Annotated in this window: 18 protein-coding genes; 3 read left to right on the forward strand and 15 right to left on the reverse strand. The window is 55.7% G+C overall.

Going from position 1 to position 18701, the window contains the following annotated elements; genetic code table 11:
* Positions 1–50: 50 nt before the first annotated feature.
* The gene (locus ABRP31_RS27000; RefSeq protein WP_349972629.1) at positions 51–362 is read left to right on the forward strand and encodes a hypothetical protein; all 312 of its coding nucleotides are present in this window, start codon (positions 51–53) and stop codon (positions 360–362) included.
* Here the strand turns inward: ABRP31_RS27000 and ABRP31_RS27005 are convergent.
* The 7 genes from ABRP31_RS27005 to ABRP31_RS27035 all read right to left on the reverse strand — a co-directional run bounded on the left by ABRP31_RS27005 (position 355) and on the right by ABRP31_RS27035 (position 6642).
* Positions 355–1533, reverse strand: coding sequence for a glycine hydroxymethyltransferase (locus ABRP31_RS27005; RefSeq protein WP_349972628.1), 1179 nt, complete (start codon positions 1531–1533; stop codon positions 355–357). The two genes, ABRP31_RS27000 and ABRP31_RS27005, sit on opposite strands and share 8 nt — an antisense overlap.
* A gap of 13 nt (positions 1534–1546) precedes the next feature.
* Positions 1547–2275, reverse strand: coding sequence for an amino acid ABC transporter ATP-binding protein (locus tag ABRP31_RS27010; RefSeq protein ID WP_349972627.1), 729 nt, complete (start codon positions 2273–2275; stop codon positions 1547–1549).
* A gap of 12 nt (positions 2276–2287) precedes the next feature.
* Positions 2288–2980, reverse strand: a complete 693-nt coding sequence (locus tag ABRP31_RS27015; RefSeq protein WP_349972626.1) for an ABC transporter permease subunit — start codon at positions 2978–2980, stop codon at positions 2288–2290.
* A gap of 2 nt (positions 2981–2982) precedes the next feature.
* The gene (locus ABRP31_RS27020; RefSeq protein WP_349972625.1) at positions 2983–3723 is read right to left on the reverse strand and encodes an amino acid ABC transporter permease; all 741 of its coding nucleotides are present in this window, start codon (positions 3721–3723) and stop codon (positions 2983–2985) included.
* A gap of 66 nt (positions 3724–3789) precedes the next feature.
* Entirely contained in the window at positions 3790–4692 is a 903-nt protein-coding gene (locus ABRP31_RS27025) for a transporter substrate-binding domain-containing protein (protein ID WP_349972624.1), read from the reverse strand.
* Positions 4693–4937: 245 nt separating this feature from the next.
* Entirely contained in the window at positions 4938–5618 is a 681-nt protein-coding gene (locus tag ABRP31_RS27030; protein ID WP_349972642.1) for a GntR family transcriptional regulator, read from the reverse strand.
* 139 nt (positions 5619–5757) lie between these two features.
* The gene (locus tag ABRP31_RS27035) at positions 5758–6642 is read right to left on the reverse strand and encodes a LysR family transcriptional regulator (RefSeq protein WP_349972623.1); all 885 of its coding nucleotides are present in this window, start codon (positions 6640–6642) and stop codon (positions 5758–5760) included.
* A 124-nt stretch (positions 6643–6766) separates the two neighbouring features.
* Between ABRP31_RS27035 and ABRP31_RS27040 the strand changes: the two genes are divergently transcribed.
* Both ABRP31_RS27040 and ABRP31_RS27045 read left to right on the forward strand, forming a co-directional pair.
* Positions 6767–7864, forward strand: coding sequence for an NADH:flavin oxidoreductase (locus tag ABRP31_RS27040; RefSeq protein WP_349972622.1), 1098 nt, complete (start codon positions 6767–6769; stop codon positions 7862–7864).
* A gap of 124 nt (positions 7865–7988) precedes the next feature.
* Positions 7989–9149, forward strand: a complete 1161-nt coding sequence (locus tag ABRP31_RS27045) for an HPP family protein (protein ID WP_349972621.1) — start codon at positions 7989–7991, stop codon at positions 9147–9149.
* A 165-nt stretch (positions 9150–9314) separates the two neighbouring features.
* Here ABRP31_RS27045 and ycaC read toward each other — a convergent pair whose 3' ends face one another.
* The 8 genes from ycaC to tssJ form a co-directional block, all read right to left on the reverse strand.
* Positions 9315–9941, reverse strand: coding sequence for an isochorismate family cysteine hydrolase YcaC (gene ycaC / locus ABRP31_RS27050; RefSeq protein ID WP_349972620.1), 627 nt, complete (start codon positions 9939–9941; stop codon positions 9315–9317).
* 260 nt (positions 9942–10201) lie between these two features.
* Positions 10202–10645 carry a hypothetical protein gene (locus tag ABRP31_RS27055; protein ID WP_087273755.1) on the reverse strand — a complete coding sequence of 148 codons (444 nt, stop codon included), beginning with the start codon at positions 10643–10645 and terminating at the stop codon, positions 10202–10204.
* 157 nt (positions 10646–10802) lie between these two features.
* The gene (locus ABRP31_RS27060) at positions 10803–11783 is read right to left on the reverse strand and encodes a serine/threonine-protein kinase (RefSeq protein ID WP_349972619.1); all 981 of its coding nucleotides are present in this window, start codon (positions 11781–11783) and stop codon (positions 10803–10805) included.
* Positions 11780–12511: a PP2C family serine/threonine-protein phosphatase gene (locus ABRP31_RS27065; RefSeq protein WP_372489182.1), complete on the reverse strand. Its 732-nt coding sequence runs from the start codon at positions 12509–12511 to the stop codon at positions 11780–11782. The genes ABRP31_RS27060 and ABRP31_RS27065 overlap by 4 nt, the downstream gene beginning before the upstream one ends.
* Positions 12508–16005 carry a type VI secretion system membrane subunit TssM gene (gene tssM / locus ABRP31_RS27070; protein ID WP_349972617.1) on the reverse strand — a complete coding sequence of 1166 codons (3498 nt, stop codon included), beginning with the start codon at positions 16003–16005 and terminating at the stop codon, positions 12508–12510. The genes ABRP31_RS27065 and tssM overlap by 4 nt, the downstream gene beginning before the upstream one ends.
* Before the next feature lie 9 nt (positions 16006–16014).
* On the reverse strand, positions 16015–16878 hold the full coding sequence (gene icmH / locus ABRP31_RS27075; RefSeq protein ID WP_349972616.1) for a type IVB secretion system protein IcmH/DotU: 864 nt from the start codon (positions 16876–16878) through the stop codon (positions 16015–16017).
* A gap of 5 nt (positions 16879–16883) precedes the next feature.
* Positions 16884–18215 (reverse strand): type VI secretion system baseplate subunit TssK, encoded by a 1332-nt coding sequence (tssK, locus tag ABRP31_RS27080; RefSeq protein WP_349972615.1) that lies wholly within the window; start codon positions 18213–18215, stop codon positions 16884–16886.
* Positions 18212–18700 carry a type VI secretion system lipoprotein TssJ gene (gene tssJ, locus ABRP31_RS27085; protein ID WP_349972614.1) on the reverse strand — a complete coding sequence of 163 codons (489 nt, stop codon included), beginning with the start codon at positions 18698–18700 and terminating at the stop codon, positions 18212–18214. Before tssJ ends, tssK begins: the two co-directional genes overlap by 4 nt.
* Position 18701: the final 1 nt, after the last annotated feature.

Genomic DNA, 18701 nt, shown 5'->3' on the forward strand with positions numbered 1-18701 from the left:
CCCTTCTAATCAGGCGTGGCAACATCACATCGGTCAGGAGTTTTCAGCACATGAACCATGACACCGAACACGCCCGTTACATCCCCCTCACCCACCCAGGGCAAGAAAACGCCGTGCTGCTACTCGACAGCCACGCCTCGCTCAAAGACCTGCACGCCTTCGCCGAAACCCGCATCAGCCTCGCCACCCGCTTCCTCGACACCCTCGCCCACATGAACCCGACCCACACCGACGAATCCGACATCTCTACCTTGGCCAGCACCGCGCATTTGCTGATGCTGGAGGCCTGTGATGTGAGCCGAGTGATTGAGAAGCGCCTTTGGCGGGGCAGTGAAACAGAGCTTGGTGCCCTGATCAAATAACAGCCATGCGCCCTACCCTGTCAATCCGCAGCACACTCGCCAACCGCTGCGCGATGGCGTTGATGTTCGGGTTCGGCTGTTGCGCAGTGAAGAACTGGGTGCCCACGCGCAGGGCATAGCCACCTGGGGTCGTAGGGTCCGCGCAGGTTCCAACGAGAATGCCGTGCTTCTCCAGTGCTGCCATTGCCGCCGCAGCGGTAAGGTCTGGAGTCATGGGGATCAGAATCTGATGGGTGAACACTTCACCTGCCTCAGGTGCGATGACAACAACTCCACGCTGAAGCAATGCTTGCGCCAATGCCTGGGAGTTTGCACAAACACGCTCGGCATAGGCCCTGCCATTTGCCTGCACCTCGCGCAGCGTGTGAAGAAACGCAGGCAGTTTACCGGCGTCGTAATTGGCGAGCAGTGCACCGTCAATGAGCTTTGCCAGACGCTCGCCATCCTCGGGATGTCGGCCAGCAATCAGACTATGCGGGCGGCCCGGCAATGTCTTGTAAGTGGAACTGGTGATGACATCAACCCCCAGCGAGAGCGGATTTGGAAAAGTGCCGCCAGCGATAAGCCCTGAAACATGCGATGCATCGAAAATAGTTTTGGCGCCCACCTCCCCAGCCGCTTCGACCACAGGCTCGATGTCGTCAGGCTTGATAATCACTGACCGCCCGAGCATCACCAGCGTCGGTCGACGCTCACGGACCAGATCAGCAGAACGCTGCGCATCCAGCACACATTGGCGCGTATCAAAGGGAAGGTCCTCGACCACAAGTCCCGCCAGTGAAGGCGTCCCGCCCCGACGCTGGCTCAGATGTCCGCCATGTGCCGCAGCAGGCGCGAGCAGCAAATCACCCGGTTTGGAAAACGCATGGAACACGGCCAGATTGGCGATAGTGCAACTGGGCAGACGCGGCTCTGCCCACTGCGCACCAAACAACTCACAAATGCGCTCGCGTATGGCGACCTCCAGCCCGGAAACCACATCGGTATCAGGCTGCTCCTTGGAAAAGCTCGGCCCCATTGCCGGGTACGCACTCAGCTGGGGGGAATAAGCCTGTTGCGCTTGCGCACTGGGCAAGTTGGCGCCAGCATACAGCATCAGGCGCCCATCGTTGAGCGTAGTGCCACGTGCAACCGCCCGCTCAAGCAACTGCTGCTCGTTCAGAATTTCCATGCCGCCGGGCTCCTTAGTGCACAAGAATTTTGGATAGAAACTGCTGGGCGCGCTCGCTGCGCGGCTGACCGAAAAAAGCATCCTTGTCAGCGTCCTCGACGATTTCGCCACGGTCCATGAAGATCACCCGATTGGCGACCTTTCGCGCGAAGCCCATCTCATGAGTAACCACCATCATCGTCATGCCTTCGCGGGCCAACTCGACCATCACATCCAGCACCTCGTTGATCATTTCCGGGTCGAGGGCCGACGTGGGTTCATCGAACAGCATTGCGATCGGGTCCATCGCCAGCGCTCGGGCAATGGCCACACGCTGTTGCTGTCCACCGGAAAGCTGACCCGGAAACTTATGTGCATGAGCTTTCAGCCCAACGCGCTCGAGCAACGCCATACCTTTGGCGTGCGCCTCAGGTTTGGAGCGCTTGAGCACTTTGATCTGCGCAAGCATGAGGTTCTGGATGATCGACAGATGCGGGAACAGCTCAAAATGCTGAAAAACCATCCCGACCCGCGAACGCAGCATCGACAGATTGGTGTCTTTGGCGACAACGCTGACACCATCAATAACGATTTCGCCGCTGTCGATTGGCTCAAGGCCGTTCACGGTTTTGATCAAAGTGGATTTGCCAGACCCGGAAGGCCCGCACACCACAACCACCTCGCCTTTAGCGACGGAAGTGGTGCAATGCGAGAGCACCTGAAACTGGCCGTAGGATTTGCAGACGTCGCTGATCGTAATCATGGTCGTGCGCTCTTAACGGATGATCGCAACGCGGCGTTGAAGGCGGCGCACTGCGTGGGAAGCCAATAGGGAAATCACGAAGTAGACCAGCGCCGCGAAGATATACATCTCCAGCAGACGGCCATCGCGCTGAGCGATTTTTGCGGTGGCACCGAGGAAGTCCGTGATGGACAGCACATACACCAGCGACGTGTCTTGAAACAGGATGATGGTCTGGGTGAGCATCAGCGGCAGCATGTTGCGCAACGCTTGCGGCAAAACCACGTACAACATGCTTTGGCTTCCAGTCATGCCCAAGGCCTGCGAGGCCATCGACTGGCCCTTGGGCAATGACTGAATGCCTGAACGAATGATCTCGCAGAAGTAACAGGCTTCGAACAGCGTGAAGGTGATGACCGAGGACCAGAACGGATCGATCCGCATGGGTCGGGATGAGCCTGTCACCCACTGCCCCAGATAAGGCATCAGGAAGTAGAACCAGAAAATCACCAGCACCAGTGGCAGCGAGCGCAGCAAATTCACATAACCTGTTGCAACGTGGGACAACGCCCGGTAGCGCGACAAACGCATCAGCGCCAGCAAGGTGCCGAAGAAGATGCCGCCCAACGTGGCGAACAAGGTCAACGTCAGAGTAAAAGACATTCCCGTCAGGAACAGATACGGCAAGGCATTGATGACCGCCTGCAGGTCAAATCCGCTCAGCATGATCAGCCTGCCTTCTTGGTCGAGCCATAGCCGGGAACGACAGAGAGTCGTTCAACGGCGCGCATGGCAAAGACGATGATGAGGTTCAGCGTCAGGTACAGGGTCGTGGCAGCTGTAAACGCTTCGAAGATCTGAAAGCTGTTTTCCTGCATTGCACGGGCGCTGCCAGTGAGCTCCATCAGGCCAATCGCCAAAGCGACAGACGTGTTTTTGGTGCAACTGAGAAACTCAGAAGTAATGGCCGGGACCACGATGCGATAGGCCATCGGCAACAGCACATAAAGATAGGTCTGTACCAGATTCAGCCCCAGCGCCTGCCCCGCCATGCGCTGCCCGGTGGACAAGCTTTCGAGACCGGCACGCACCACTTCGGCCATCCGGGCAGCGTGGTAGCAACCCAGGCAAATCACTGCTGTGTAGAACTGCGCATTAGGCAATTGCTTTAGCCAGGTCCCAAGGTCACTTGGCACAAGCTCCGGCAGCACGAAGTACCAAAGGAACATCTGCACCAGCAGTGGTACGTTTCGAAAAACCTCGACAAAACCCTTACCCAATGCACGCAAACCGGCCAACGGAGAAGTGCGTGCCACACCGACAACAGAGCCCAGCGTCAGCGCAATCGTGAACGCGCCCAGAGCCGTAACGACAGTCCACCCCGCGCCCCAGATCAATGTCTCAAGGTAGGTATGGGTACCGTCCATGGACGGCTCGAAAAAGATCCACCAATTCCAGTTGTAACTCATAGCGTCGCCCGTTTAGCGCAGGTAGCAGGCCGGACGCGAACGCCCGGCGCATGAGTAATGCTTCGATCAGCGATACAGGTCGGGATTGGGATCGTCAGTCGGGTGTGCGATCACCTTGGTGAGCTGACTCGACATCGGGAAATTCATGTTGATGCCGCGTGGCGCAATTGGCTGGGTGAACCACTTGGCGTAGATCGTGTTGATCTCGCCACTCTTGTAGAGACCTTCCAGGGTCTGATTGACCAGCGCCTTGAAGGCCTCATCGTTGCGGCGAAGCATGATGCCGTATGGCTCAACCGAGAGTGGCTGGCTGGAAAGCACGTAATCAGCGGGCGATTTGGACGTAGCCGCAACACCGGCAATCGAAACATCATCGAAGATCAACGCAGCGGCGCGGTTGGTTTCCAGCGTCAGCATGCCCTCGGCCAGATCCTTGGCGGTCAACACCGTCAGGCCCAGCTTCTGCTCATTGTTGGCCTCGTTGATCACCTTGACGCTGGTGGTCCCGGCCAGGGTGACGATGGTCTTGCCTTTGGCTTCGGCCAATGTATCGATGGGCGCGGCTTTCTTCGACAGGATGCGCACCCCGGCGACGAAGTTGGTGGTGGAGAACGTGACCTGCTTCTGTCGCTCGGCATTGTTGGTGGTCGTGCCGCACTCCATGTCGATAGTGCCGTTGGCCAGCAATGGTATACGGGTGGTGCCAGTGACCGGCATATAGACGACCTTCAAGTCAGGCTTGCCCAGTTTGACCTTCACCGCGTCGACGACCTTGGCGCACAGGTCCATCGCATATCCAACGGGTTGCTGCTTATCGTCGTAGTAAGAGAACGGAACGGCTCCGTCGCGGTGGCCGACCGTGATCTCGCCCAGTTCGGCGATCTTCGCCAGTGTGCCGTCGTCCTGCGCATGCGCGCCCCCACCTGCAAACATGAACATCAACAACGAAGTGGTCAGCGTCTTCTTCATGAGGTGCCCCCTTTGGGTAGTGATCGCGTTCCGGCCACCTCCATTGAAGGGGCCGACGAGCCGCCAGTGATATGCGCAAGCATGCTGGCTTTCGTCGAGCGCTGACGTCAACAAAAAAGAATAATAAATAATGAATTCATTTTATTTGCACGTAATTAGAGCCATTTTTATGGGAAATGTGCAGTTTTAGCGCGTTTTTTGATTGATTAGATTGGGACCAGCTAAGCTGGTCCCTCGAGGATTTGTTAAACCGGCTCGATATCGACCATTTCATCAATGGAGTGACGGACCGTTTTTGCCGTGTTCATCACATGCTGGCGCATGACTTTCGCCAGTCGAGTACGGTCGCGGGCGGTTAACGCTTTGAGGATTTTTTCGTGATCAGTGACGGCCTCCTCCCAATCGGAGGGCATCTGGCGCACCGTGTGACGGATGTTGCGGATGCGCAGCTCAAGGTTTTTATACAGGGTCAGCAAAGATGCATTGCCAGCGGCTTCGAAGATCGCAAAATGAATAGCGCGGTTAAGCCTCGAATAGTCCAGGCGTCGAGACTCCCGATAAGCGACAAGCATCTCTTCGTGCATCGTCGTGATATCTGCCAACTGTGCATCAGTAATCAAATCGCACGCCAGCTCACAGGCGAGTGACTCAATGCTGGCAATGATCGGGAACAGCTCCTGAAGCTCCTCATCCGAGATTGTCACGACCCGTGCACCGCGCTGCGGCAACAACTCGATCATCCCTTCTGCCGCCAAAGCCTTGAGTGCTTCGCGCAACGGCGTGCGCGAAATATCAAAACGCGCGCACAGCTCCTTCTCCGGAATTTTCTGCCCAGGGCCCAATTCGCCACTGACAATCATGTCCCTCAGATGATCAACGGTTTCACTGTGCAGCGTCTTGCGCTTGATGACTCTTGTTTCTGGCACGCTCAAATCGGGACTCCTGGGACCATGACGCAGCGCGATGATCAGCACCGGCTCAACTGCGGTAAGACTTAGCCACCGGCGTCGGCAATTGTCCAGAGATTAGCGTATACCGCCGTCACACCACGCAGCCCTACCCCCCTCATCCGTCGGTTTGTGTCAGATCATGCTCAAGCTTTTTCAGAAAGGCTTCGACCCTGTATGGCACATGATGGCGGGTCGGCAATACCGCGGTGACAGACAGTTGCTCGGGCACGACATCCGCCAGCTCGACCAGAACGAGGCTACCGTCGTCGAGCTCATTTCTGACATCCCAGAAGGTCAACATCGCCAGACCCAGACCACTCTTGCTCGCGGTCCGAACCGCCTCAACACTGTTTGCAGAGAACGGCCCCTCAGCTCGAATCGAAACACTGGCTCCCGCCCTCGTAAACGGCCAGTAAGGCATCCCGTGCAAAGCGATACAGGAATGGAGTTTCAACTCGTCCAGTGTTTTGGGGGTGCCACGATTCGCCAGATAATTCGGACTGGCGCACACCACTCGCGGGTTACTTGCCAAGGCCCGCGCCACGAGTGTCGAGTCACGCAAGGTCGCAATGCGAATGGCGACGTCAATCCCCAGACCGACGATGTCCACGATGCTGTCCGAAAGGGTGAGGTCCACCTGCAGATCAGGGTTCTCTGCCATTAATTCGGGCAGCAGAGGCATGATTACCGCCTGACCGAAAACCGTAGGAGCAGTGATTTTGAGCAGGCCGCTGGCGGTCGCTGAATGGCTTCGTAAAGTGGCGCGAGCCCCCTCCTGCGCCTCAAGCATTTTGTTGGCAAAGGGCAGAAACGCTTCGCCTTCAGGGGTGAGCGACGTAGAGCGGGTCGTGCGCTGAACCAGCCGAGCGTCCAGCTCGCGCTCCAGAGATGCCAGTCGCCTGGAAACAGTCATTGGCGAGACGCCCAAACGCCGGGCGGCCCCTGAAAGACTGCCGCTCGCCGCGATGGCGGAAAACACTTCTACCTCTGGAAGCTGCATGCTTTATATCTCATTTCGTTAAAGCGGCTTATCGGCCATGGGCACTACTGAACATTCGGCATACAGCCTATCTTCTACTCAAGCTCAGCAGTGAGCCACATTCACCTGAACTGAGGGCTCGAAAATGAAAATACCTGACAGCCAGATTCTATCGCCAATCGATATTAACCCGATCAAATTGAAGAACAGGCTGGCCGTAGCGCCCATGACCCGGGTCAGCGCTACCGAAAGCGGCAATGCAACCACCACCATGGCGCGCTATTACGAACGCTTCGCCAAAGGTGGCTTCGGGCTGGTTATCACCGAAGGGATCTACACAGACCAGAAATTCTCGCAAGGCTACTCTTGCCAGCCCGGCATCAGCGATGAAGAGCAAGCACAGGCCTGGCTCGCAGTTACTCGATCCATACATGACCATGGCGCAATAGTGTTCGCCCAACTGATGCACGCAGGCGCTTTAAGTCAGGGGAATCGTTTTACCGGTCGCTCCGCCGCTCCTTCAGCCATCAGGCCCAAGGGCACGCAGATGGCCTTTTATTACGGCGAGGGCCAGTACCCGATGCCCAGCGCGATGACCGATGAAGACATCGCCGACGTCATCGAAGGATTTGCGCAGGCAGCGGCGCGCACTGTCGATATTGCTGGCTTTGACGGGATCGAAATTCACGGCGCGAACGGCTACTTGCTTGATCAGTTTTTAACCGACTACACCAATATGCGCGACGATCGCTGGGGCGCAAATGTGCGTGCTCGTCTGGAGCTGACGCTGGAGGTCATCAAGGCGGTCAAGCAGGTTGCCGGTGCGCATCCGGTAGGTGTGCGCATATCTCAGGGCAAGGTGAACGATTTCGATCACAAATGGGCCGGAAGCGAAGCCGACGCGGAAGTCATCTTCGGCACATTGGCCGACGCTAACGTGGACTTCATTCATGTGACCGAACGAGAAGCATGGCAGCCCGCATTCGCCAACAACGAAGCCAGCCTGGTGAAACTGGCGCGCCGCTTTGCAGGGGATATCCCCATCATCGCCAACGGCGGCCTACACAACGCAGCCGAGGCCAATATCGCCCTGCGGGACGGGGCCGATCTGATCGCCATTGGTAAAGCGGCGCTGGCTAATCCAGACCTGCCTTTGCGCCTGGCGGGCGGTCAACCGCTTGCGAACTTCGAGCCTTCGATTCTTGGCCCAATCGCCAACATAAAGGCCAGTGAACTGGCATGAGCTGAACCGGATACACACTTCAGCCGAATTGAATGAGTGCGCCATAGGGTTTAACGTTCCCCACCACGCCCAAGCGACGACACAGTCGCAGCGCATTGCTATTCAACTCGGCATCCATTTGATCATGACCGCCCAACTGCCCTCACCACCGCCACGCTCAACATTCACATCGCACCTTCGTGCACTTTGGCCCGCGCCCCACGCCGTCGATGCACGGGAAAAATGGCGCGCCTGCTGCGGCGCGGCCCTCGGCATTCTACTGGTCGCAGTGGCTGCCGCCTTCTGGCTAGAGGGCGCACCGGCGAGCCAATACAACATGCTGGCTTTGGCACTGGTTGCTCCGCTGGGTGCCAGCGCGGTGTTGGTGTTTGCGGTGCCATCCAGCCCGCTGGCCCAACCCTGGTCGGTGTTGGGCGGCAATACGCTGTCAGCGTTGGTGGGCATAGCCTGTGTGAAATGGGTACCCGATGCGACCCTCGCCGCCGCGCTTGCCGTCAGCCTGGCCATCGCCATCATGTTCGCTCTGCGCTGTCTGCACCCACCCGGCGGGGCGTCGGCCTTGTTGATGGTGCTGATTGGCTGTGATCGATTCGAGTTCGCGCTAAGCCCCGTGCTCATTGATTCCGCCATGTTGGTGGTAGCAGGTCTGATCTACAACAACCTGACTCGAAGACCGTGGCCGCACGTGCAGAAGCCCGCGACCACAAATGCTGCCAGCCGCTTCAGTAACGCAGACCTGGACGCGGCCCTCGCCCATTACAACCAAGTGCTGGATGTCAGCCGCGATGACCTGCAAACCTTGCTTGAACAGGCCGAAGCTTCTGCCTACCAACGCAAGATGGGCGAACTGCGTTGCGCCGATGTGATGAGTACCCAGCCCATCTCGGCTCGACAAGAAATGCCGCTCCGGGAAGCCTGGGCCTTGATGCGCAAACACAAGATCAAAGCACTGCCGGTAATCGACAGACAGCAGCACCTGATGGGCATCGTGACCGTGGCGGACTTCATGCAGCAGATCGACCTCGACGCACACGAAGGTGTCGGCTGGCACCTGCGCGCACTGTTGCGACACTCCCGTAAAGATCAACCCGCCAATATCGTCGGGCAAATCATGACCCGTAGCGTGCGCGTCGCCAGCAGTGATCGCTTATTGATCGACCTCGTGCCCGTGTTCTCCGAAAACGGCCATAGGCACATTCCGATCATCGACGCTGAACGGCATCTGGTCGGCATCATCACCCAGTCGGATTTGATCAAAGCGCTGTATGCGGCGGTGCGTGCTTGAGGCGACGTCATAACTCGTAGGAGCTGCCGAAGGCTGCGAATTGCGGTGAGTCAGGTAAAACCGATCGCAGCCTTCGGCAGCTCCTACAGGAGTAGTTGTAAAGCAGCTAATTGCACAAAAGCCCGCTCTAAAAGCGGGCTTTGTTTTTGGCTCACTGCAACTCGATCAACGAGCTGTCAGCGCCGAGTAGCTGTTCATCAGGTTGCGGTAGTTCGGAATGCGCTGGGACAGCAAGTTACCCAGGCCTTCGATATCGTTGCGCCAGTCGCGTTGCAGCTCACACGCCACCGAGAACCAGTTCATCATCTGCGCGCCCGCTTGGGTCATACGGTTCCAGGCAGCTTGCTGCACCGCGGTGTTGAAAGTGCCGGACGAGTCAGTCACCACGAACACATTAAACCCTTCAGCCAGTGCCGACAGCGTCGGGAACGCTACACAAACATCCGTCACCACACCGGCAATGATCAGTTGCTTACGGCCCGTCGCCTTGATCGCTTTGACGAAATCTTCGTTGTCCCAAGCGTTAATTTGGCCAGGGCGGGCAATGTACGGCGCGTCCGGGAACATCTCTTTCAGCTCTGGAACCAGTGGGCCGTTAGGACCTTGTTCGAAGCTGGTGGTCAGGATGGTTGGCAGTTCGAAAAACTTGGCCACATCGGCCAGCGCCAGCACGTTGTTCTTGAACTCGTTCGGCGTGAAGTCCTGCACCAGCGAGATCAACCCCGTCTGGTGGTCGACCATCAGAACTACGGCGTCGTCTTTGTTCAGGCGGTTGTAGGTGGCGTTAGTCATGGTGGAATCCTTTATCGAAGTAGGTAAGTAGTTAGTGGCGTCGTTCAACTTGAGGCCAGATTAAAGGTCTTCGAATAAGGGATAAATCGGCTGAAAAGGGTTTTACTGTCAACTCAAAGGAGACAGTCGACTAACACACGTCGCGCAGACCGCTGGCGCTTGCGGCACGGAGCTCAGATGCTCTGCTGATCTGGAACCCGATCCAAAAACGCCACCTTAAAGAGGCGGCGTTTTTGTGGGGGGCATTCTGAGAATAGATATCAGCGAATGCTGGTGATGCTGCCTTTGTTGCCTGTCACTTTCACGTCGACTTTCTTGAAAATGAAGTAGTCCTGAACATTCACTTCATAGCGTGGCGCTACGATCAGGTCGGCACCGGAAGATTTGACTGCTTTGTATGCCGCTGCAGCTTTAGCCTGGGAGATCGGATCAGGGATCGGCAGACCGGCCAGAGCACCGCCACCGCCACCGCCGTAAACAACGCCGTCCGCGAACTGCGTATCACCGCCGAAGCTCAGGAAGTTGAACAGGATGTTGGTGGAGGATTCACCACTGATGGTATCGCCGACTTTAACGTCTGCTTTCAGGTCGCTTTTAACAACGCCTTCCAGCGGCGCGCTTGGCTGGCTCATGTTGTAGCTCACGCAGCCGCTGGTGGTTGCAATCAAGGTCGCAACAGCAGCAGACATCCATAGCTTTTTCATTAACTATTTCCCGGTCAAATGTTTAGGAGTTGTAAACAGCGGCCGCACTTTAAGGGAAATAAATGGATAAAAATGTCAGAAAAATCCGTAGGTTATGTAGGCTTATGGATTGGTTATGAGGGAAATTTCAGACGCTCAAAAAATTGGCTCATACCTCTCAAAATTGCATGTACCCAATCGGACGCGTGCAGAACGCATCATGTAACTCCTGCGCACTGATTGTTCTTTTATTCGAGTCCAGAGACAGTGCATGACGCAAAGCTGGCCAGAAGCGAACGGGAAGATTCGGCGGTCCAGATAAAGACCGCCAAAGCTGTTCGTCTCTCGCTTGAATTGAAGTCCTGTTGCCATAAGGGTGTTTACCACTGGCAAGCTCATAAAGGACACAGGCCATGGCGTAGACATCTGTGCTTGGTGAAAGCACACCGTCCTCCAATAGTTCCGGGGCAGCATAGCTTGGCGTCCAGGCGTCGAAGCGTTCACGGCTAAGTCGCGGTAAGCCACTTAAAACACCATCGAACGTACCTCCCAGCCCGAAATCAATCAGCCGTGGTCCGTTATCGGTAAGCATCATGTTCGCGGGTTTCAGGTCACCATGCAGTACGCCACTTTCATGACTGTGGGCCAGCGCATCAAGCAGTGGAACCGCAACAGCCTTTACCTCAGCAGCATTCAGGCCCGAAGGTTGTTCGCAAAGAAACTTGTCCAACCCGGTGCCTCGCAGCAAGTCCTGAGTGACGAAAGCCCTCCTGCATGAAAGGTCCACCTCAAAAGAACGCAAACGGATGATGTAGGGATGGCAAAGATGCCGGGTCAGAGCAAACTCGCGATATAACAAAACGCCTGCGTCCGGCACTTCGGCGAAGTCGTCGTTCAAGAGTTTTATCGCGATGAAGGGGTCGGGGTCGCCAAACTGCTCGTGTAATAAATCACGGGCGCGATACACCACGCTCATACCGCCCGCACCCAATATTTCCTCCAGTCGATAACGACCACACAATACATCGGGTAATCGCGTATTAAACGATTGCGAGGAAGCCTTCATGCGGGGAGCAACACCAAGCCCACCCGCAAGCGCAAATTGGGTCAGCGCCCCCACTTCCTGATGCTCCAGGCCTGCTTTTGATTCAGCGCTCATGTCCGAACCACCACCGCAGTAACATTGTCGCTGGCCGGCCCTCGCAAAACGTAGTCAAACAAAAGATCAACGGCCAGCCTGGGTGAGCGGTTGTTCAACGCATCGCCCAATACCTGATGGTCCAGTGCCTGGTAAAGACCATCAGAGCACAGTACAAATACGTCGCCACACCTTACATCTAGCTCAATGAGTTCAAGGCTCAAGCCATCCCCGCCGCCAACAGCTCGGGTAAGCGCATGAGCCGCAGGATGCTGTGCGGCTTTGCGCGAACACATTTGTTCGTCGGCAATCAACTTTTGAAGCAAGGAATGATCACGCGTCAGTTGATACAGACGTTGTTCCCGCCAAAGGTAGCAACGGCTATCGCCTGCCCACACGCATACGGCTCGCGCCTCTTCAATCAACAGCGCAACTACCGTACTGCCAATCACAGTGCGTGAATTGCCACCGCGCACCGGGATCCCCTCCCCAAGACGATAATTCACCCCCACCAAACACTTACGCACGGCGGCCAGCCGATCATTGAGGTCAGTGAGACGGGCAAGTGCGGCGATACTGCTTACAATTAACTGGCTCGCAACGTCGCCAGATTGATGACCACCCATCCCGTCAGCGACTACCCAAAGTCCATGCTCGGGATGGTTGAGGTATGCATCTTCGTTACGCTCTCGCACCTTGCCTCGCTCGGTGCGCCCGGCACTTGCGCACCTACGAGCCAAGCGTGTCAAAGCTGCCCCGCAAGTCGAAAACGCCGGATCGCATTCATATCAAACGGGTTTGGAGACCGCTGGCTGGACAACAGATAATTAACCCTCAGCCCGCCGACGTTGCCCTTCAACACCATCACGTCGCGCCCTCGTAGATACTCGGTCTGCATCAAATCGAACAGACGAAACAGAGACCACGGTCCTGTATTTTCCTCCAACCCCACTGCTCGACCTGCAATCTTCTCCAGCACAAGACTGGTACGTCCATCATCGGCATCGGCAGGCCACTCGAACGAAACAGGCATGATAGGGCCGTGACGGTATTCCATCGTCTGATCGCCAAGACGGAACTCCGCGCGGCTGACATTCGGGTCAAGGGTGTATGGTTCAAGTTTGAACAGCACCTTAGGCTCATTCGGATTCTCCGCAAAGAATCCCCGGCGAATGACCTGGACCTGAGACATTTGCTCCAGGAAACCCCGTGACATTGGCAGACTACGGCCGTCAATACTGCGCAGTTTGTAGTTCCCTGCGTCACCGCTGGTGAAAGCCTTTATGTAACTGTCGAAGAATTTATCGGCGACACCCTGCTCCTTGAAAAACTCCCTGAAGTCATTGAGCGCAACATCGCTGGTGCTGTGTGCGCTAAACGGATAGCGCTTGTCGATGGCCTTGCTATAAAAGCCATACAAGTCGTTCTGGTAGCGCTGATTAAGGAACTGATATGCATCACCCAAGACCAGAGACCACGTGTCATCGGCCATTGAGCTGAGCCAGCCGTTTACCGGCTGAGGCAAGCGGCTGGATGCATTGCGCAAGCCGCTCAAAACATCTTTCTGGCCGCTCATGCGACTCTTGGCCCATTCATAAGCGCTTTGGTCTTGCTGACTGGAACGAGCCAACCCCGACAACTGTACCTGTAACTCGTTAAGCATCTGCAAGACTGGCATTAAATCCGCAGCAGGTCCGTCATTGTCATCCAACAATCGATGCAATGATTCAAAGCGTCGCTGCAGGGATTTCCTGGCGGTGTCCGGTGCGGTTTTAACGATAACTTGTCCAGCCTGTTTGGCGGCTGCCGTGACAGCTTTCTGGGCAGGCGCTATCGACGCCACGGCATCAGCACTTTCGGCAAACGTCTGGAAGCGGGTATTTTCACGTACCTCTGTCAGCAATTGCAGCAACGGCGAGCTGGCAGCCGTCAGGCTAGCCATTTGATTAGAACCATCAGAAGCATAGGCAAAGGGCTGCAGTCCCACTTGGGCTAACGCTTCACTCCAGTGGTTGGCGTAATCACGAAAGTACAATTGCTCCAGCTCGACCATCAAACGACGCAAGTCCAGCTCACTGATCTCGCTTGCTTCGCCAAGCACCCAGTTGTCGCGCAGGATGCCGCTGACCAGAGCAGGACCTTTAACGATGAAGTTCTGCTGATAACCTTGCTGAGTGTAGAACCCGGGAATCACATAGTCGGTACCGGAAAAGGCGCTTCCTTGCGGTCCCAGATGCAGGCTGAGGCGATAATCCGGCAGCCCACGGGCCTGATCCCGAAGCGCTTGGTAAACCAGAGTGGCCAGTGAGTCACCGCGCAACACCTGACGAGCCTGGTTAACCAACGCGTCGTTTATTGGATAACTGAAAGGCCGAGCGAGTAACCGCTGCAGGTGCCCGTCCAGACCATTCTGCGTAACGTTGTTACCGCTGTAGCGTACGGACCAATCCGCCAACACCCACTCTTTGAGCCAGCTTGAATCCCGGCGATCTTTAAGATTGAGCATCAGATAGGCTCTCAAGCTGCCCATAAGCTGCTCGCGATCCTTCAGGTTTGTCTGAATCTGGTTTTCGAGCAGCCTGGCAACCCGAGGTAACAGCTGGGTTTCCAGCTCATGCGCATATGAGGCTTCCAGTATTGGATTGCTCATATCGCCTTGATACAAACCATTGCGCTCATACAGGGCGGTACCGTCTCTAGACGGAAATACCTGGCTTGCTGCAAAGCTGGTATCCAGAATGTTCAACGCTGCTTTTTCATCATCCTCAGCATGCAAGCGAGAGCGCTCCTGTGCCAGTTGCGCGGCAAATTCACGAACGCTTTCCAATCGATCATGATTGGCGGAAAAGCTGGTTGCCCATGCCAATGCGAAAAGACTCAAAACCACCAAAGCGCAGCCATACAGCGCGCGGTGCCACCAATGAATACGGCGGGTTTCACGCTTGTCGAGCCCCGCCAGTTCAGCCTCCGGAAAAATCACTCGGCTTAATAGATGGTGAATGAAACGCGCGCCCCCTGAACGAAAGGTGGGCAGTAATTTGCTGGACATGCCGATTTCGGCGCCAATAGACGCGGTGTCTTTATCCAGAGGCTGTGCAAGATGCGGCGCACTGGTCAGATAAAATCCGCGTAGTTGAGCTGGACGCTGGTAACGGGTTCCTGTGAATGCCATGTCAACAAACAGGCAAAGGCGCTCGCCCAGCTTTGCGAGTTGGTTAGGGAAATCGAGAATCAAACCACGACGGCCAATATCGCGCTCAACGTGCATGCGAGTAACGACCTGGGTGTTGAGTCGTTGCAGCAAAGCATCAAACTCCTCGCGCAAGACAAGTACGTCAGTGCCGATCTGCCCCTTCTGGAAACTGGTGCCCAAAACCTGCTCGCTCTCCTCACGGGAAAGCTGGTCAAAAAATGCATCGAAGCCGACTATCTGATCAGACTTTGCGAGCACTAGATAAACCGGCACGTTGACATGCAGACGTTGATGAATCTCCCTCAGACGGTCACGTACCTGACGCGCCAGACCTTCCAGACCTGCCTCGTCTCCCTTTAGCGCCTTGATATCGATGGTCACCAAAACACCGTTGAGCGGCCGATTACGACGGCGTCTGCGCAGTTGACCCAGGAGCGTTGACCAGGCCGCTCTATCAATGTCGTCTTGCTGCGTCAGGTAACGTCCTGGGGTGTCAATCAACACAGCGTTATTCGCGAAGTACCAGTCGCAGAAGCGTGTCCCTTGGGTGTCACGAGTCAGCTTGCGCTCGATCTTGTTGAGTGGGAAATCCAGACCAGAGAAGTCAAGCAAACTGGTCTTGCCGACACCCTTTGGTCCTATGACCAAATACCAAGGCAGCTCATTACGCCACCGCTCGCTGCGGCCGCTATAAAGGCTCGAGGTTTTCAGTGTTTGCACCGCATCAATGAATCGCCCGCGCAGTTCTTTATGTTCCTCGGCTATTTTTTCCGCATGCTCTAGCCGCTGTAGCCCATCAGTGCTTTCTTCTTCCTGTTTCTTACGGATGCCACGTCGCCAACTGACAAGCACCATGAACAAGCCCCACAAGAGGAACAAAATGCTGATGGTCAGCAAGCGACTTGTAGCGGTCTCCCAGAATCGATTATCAGAAACAGCCAGCAAAGGTCCGAATAACCAGACCAATAAAGCCATGCACAACACGACAAGCAGCGACCACAGCCAGGTATTACTTAGCCAGACAGCCAGTTTTTTCAGAAAATCTTTCATTACATGTCTCTACAGCGGCGAGGAGGCCAAGGCTGGCGCGAGGGTTTGATAGGGCTGAAGCACGGCTTCTCTTTGCTCGCCCAACACCCAAGCGAATCCAGAATAAAGGCCAGTCAGACTGATCAGGATGAAGATGGCCACTAACCACCAGGGCACGACGCGGATCAGACGGCGGCGGCCGTCATTGAGGCCTTTCCAGTTCGGAGAAAACTCACGCGACACCTCGCCTCGCAACTTGCCAATTTGCCGATACAACCCATCCCGAATCCCTTCCAGCTCAATAGATCCGCGAGGTTTGACTCGATATTTACCTTCAAAACCCAGTGACAGGCAGATGTACATGAGCTCAAGCAATGGCATGTATTTCTCGGGGCTCTGCACTACGCGATCGAGCAAATGGAAGAATTTTTCACCACCGAAAGTTTCGTTGTGAAACTGGCTGAGCAAGCTCATTTTCGACCACTCGCTCTTGTCCCCCCACACCGTGGTGGTCACCGCTTCGTCGACAACCGTACACAGCACATAACGAGCGGCCTGGACCTGGCTGGTTTCGGCTCCCTTCTGCACGGCAGTCACATCGAACAAACGGATGCAGTTGCACAAACGCTGATTGAGTTCGAGGAGATCAACCTTGGCTGCTTTGGTCTTGAATTGAATGACGTAGCCCAGAAGATCCGCGGCGGCACTCACCAGCACGTTCAGGCTGACGCTGAATGAGTGCGCAGGCTGCACGCGAGCGGCATACACCATGCGGTCTTCCAGATGCTCGAAACTCGGGGCCGAAGCGAGATCCGTTAATGCTTCTTTGCCCTGCGCTCGTTGGTCATGACTCAAGAGCACAGTTCTTTTGGTCTCTGTGTTTTCCATTCCCATTTCAGTCAGCTCCTTATGGCCCAAAAATTCAGCTTCAGGTCGGCGAACTCACCCGAAACATGGAAGGCAAACCCGCCGGAACCTTCCAACTGAGCCAACTCACGGGAATGCAGCTCCAGCATGAAATACGTTTTGTTTGCGTGGTAAGGGATTTGCCGGGGGGCGACGGGAAGGGGCTTGACCCTAATCCCCGGCAGGTGCAGGTTGACCAACTGGCGGATGCTCTCCACCGGTGCAATCTTCAAGTGGGCAGGCAGTCGTGTACGTAGCTCTTCACCATCGCAAGAGGCGCTGGCAGCTAAAACGAACGTCGCCGATCCCAGCAGCGAACGATCCGTCAAAGTAGCCACGAGAATGCCGTACTGGCGCTCCTGCAATGGCAGCTCCACGGCGTGCTGCTCCAGCACCATCGAAAGCATTTGACGAATGGGAGCCATCAGCAAGCGCAGGCTTCTACCTTGCTCGCTGTGCTCATAGAAACTTTCAAGTTGCGGCCGTTTCAGATCACTGGCGAAAGTTGCCAGCTCCCCCAGCATCTCCAGCAGAACGCTATACAGCTCTTCAGGATGGAGTTGCTGCTGACTACGTAGGTGCCTTAGTACCAACTCGGTCCGATTGATCAGTTGCAACATCATGAAGTCGCCAACTTCGGCGGCGCCACCTCTGCCACTGGATTGAATACGGTCGGCAATCTTTGCACCGCGGTGCGCAAGCAGAGCAATTACCTCGTTAAGGCAAGACACCAGATAGTCACTGGCCTGGACGTAAAGAACGGTGGGGGAAAAGTCACTATTGAGCGTGACGCCGCCATTGTTCGTGATGTCCATCAACTCGCAAAGCTTGAGTTTCACATAAGGCTGATCCGCCAGTTGCTCGCCCGTCAGCAATCGAAAGTCAGGCTTGGCACAGCTGACTTTGGCAGCCGAATCACTGCCTGCATTGGAGTCAAATATCTCGGTTTCGTAAGTGATGTAGCGGGCCAGCACATCCGCATGATCATCGCGTCTCGCTTCGATGTTGCTACCCGTTAAAAGCGGTAACGCCAGATAGACCGAAACATTGTCGCTATCAGCCGGGATGTCCAGCATCAAGGGCTGTCTGCTTTTACCTATATCAAAAAAGCTCCCGTCCGGAAGTACACCCGAGGCATGGGTGACCACCACCTTGCTCAACTTGAAGTACTGCGGATCAATCATTAGCTCAAAAAAGCCCCAAGCATTGCGCTGCATCAGTCGTGTCTGGGACTTGATCCTGTCATCAAAGTACCGGTCGTTCTGCTGTAAATGCTGGGGCCGGAGCAACATGCCTTCCTGCCAAATGACCTTATGGCTGTTCATTGGCGATCCGCCTGATTGAATGCATCGTCGCTATCGTGGATACCCGCATGATCAAGGGTCAGTTGCGCCCGATTGGTCTCGCCTGGCACCAGTTGAATGACATATCGCCATTTGGTTTCAGGCAGGTCCCGATACGCGGCCAATACGCCGACATACCGACTGCCCTCCTGAACATGCAGTTTGAATTGCAGTTGCTCACCGGGCCGAAGTTCCATCTCTTCAATCGCAACAAGGTCGGGGGCTAAAACCACTTTTGGCTGACCGTAGAGACTGAAAAAATCTGCCGTCATGAAAAGCACGGGATTTTTCAATTCCAGTAACCGCAAAACGACTGGCGAGGGGCGAGCGTTGATATCCGGGTTAAGTTGGTCACTGGCCGCCAGCTTTAGCTCAAGTCGGGTCTGGGTTGAGTAAGGCGAGAGTGCCGTACAGCCCACCAGCAGCAACGTAATCGCCAACGTGGCCAAGGTATTGATTTTCAACATG

This window comes from Pseudomonas caspiana, assembly GCF_040224095.2.
Taxonomy (GTDB): domain Bacteria; phylum Pseudomonadota; class Gammaproteobacteria; order Pseudomonadales; family Pseudomonadaceae; genus Aquipseudomonas; species Aquipseudomonas caspiana.

Bases quoted from the DNA above. Each gene is read 5' to 3' on its own strand.
- ABRP31_RS27000 (WP_349972629.1), top strand. From the start codon at position 51: ATGAACCATGACACCGAACACGCCCGTTACATCCCCCTCACCCACCCA.
- ABRP31_RS27005 (WP_349972628.1), bottom strand. From the start codon at position 1,533: ATGGAAATTCTGAACGAGCAGCAGTTGCTTGAGCGGGCGGTTGCACGT.
- ABRP31_RS27010 (WP_349972627.1), bottom strand. From the start codon at position 2,275: ATGATTACGATCAGCGACGTCTGCAAATCCTACGGCCAGTTTCAGGTG.
- ABRP31_RS27015 (WP_349972626.1), bottom strand. From the start codon at position 2,980: ATGCTGAGCGGATTTGACCTGCAGGCGGTCATCAATGCCTTGCCGTAT.
- ABRP31_RS27020 (WP_349972625.1), bottom strand. From the start codon at position 3,723: ATGAGTTACAACTGGAATTGGTGGATCTTTTTCGAGCCGTCCATGGAC.
- ABRP31_RS27025 (WP_349972624.1), bottom strand. From the start codon at position 4,692: ATGAAGAAGACGCTGACCACTTCGTTGTTGATGTTCATGTTTGCAGGT.
- ABRP31_RS27035 (WP_349972623.1), bottom strand. From the start codon at position 6,642: ATGCAGCTTCCAGAGGTAGAAGTGTTTTCCGCCATCGCGGCGAGCGGC.
- ABRP31_RS27040 (WP_349972622.1), top strand. From the start codon at position 6,767: ATGAAAATACCTGACAGCCAGATTCTATCGCCAATCGATATTAACCCG.
- ABRP31_RS27045 (WP_349972621.1), top strand. From the start codon at position 7,989: ATGACCGCCCAACTGCCCTCACCACCGCCACGCTCAACATTCACATCG.
- ycaC (WP_349972620.1), bottom strand. From the start codon at position 9,941: ATGACTAACGCCACCTACAACCGCCTGAACAAAGACGACGCCGTAGTT.
- ABRP31_RS27055 (WP_087273755.1), bottom strand. From the start codon at position 10,645: ATGAAAAAGCTATGGATGTCTGCTGCTGTTGCGACCTTGATTGCAACC.
- ABRP31_RS27060 (WP_349972619.1), bottom strand. From the start codon at position 11,783: ATGAGCGCTGAATCAAAAGCAGGCCTGGAGCATCAGGAAGTGGGGGCG.
- tssM (WP_349972617.1), bottom strand. From the start codon at position 16,005: ATGAAAGATTTTCTGAAAAAACTGGCTGTCTGGCTAAGTAATACCTGG.
- icmH (WP_349972616.1), bottom strand. From the start codon at position 16,878: ATGGGAATGGAAAACACAGAGACCAAAAGAACTGTGCTCTTGAGTCAT.
- tssK (WP_349972615.1), bottom strand. From the start codon at position 18,215: ATGAACAGCCATAAGGTCATTTGGCAGGAAGGCATGTTGCTCCGGCCC.
- tssJ (WP_349972614.1), bottom strand. From the start codon at position 18,700: ATGTTGAAAATCAATACCTTGGCCACGTTGGCGATTACGTTGCTGCTG.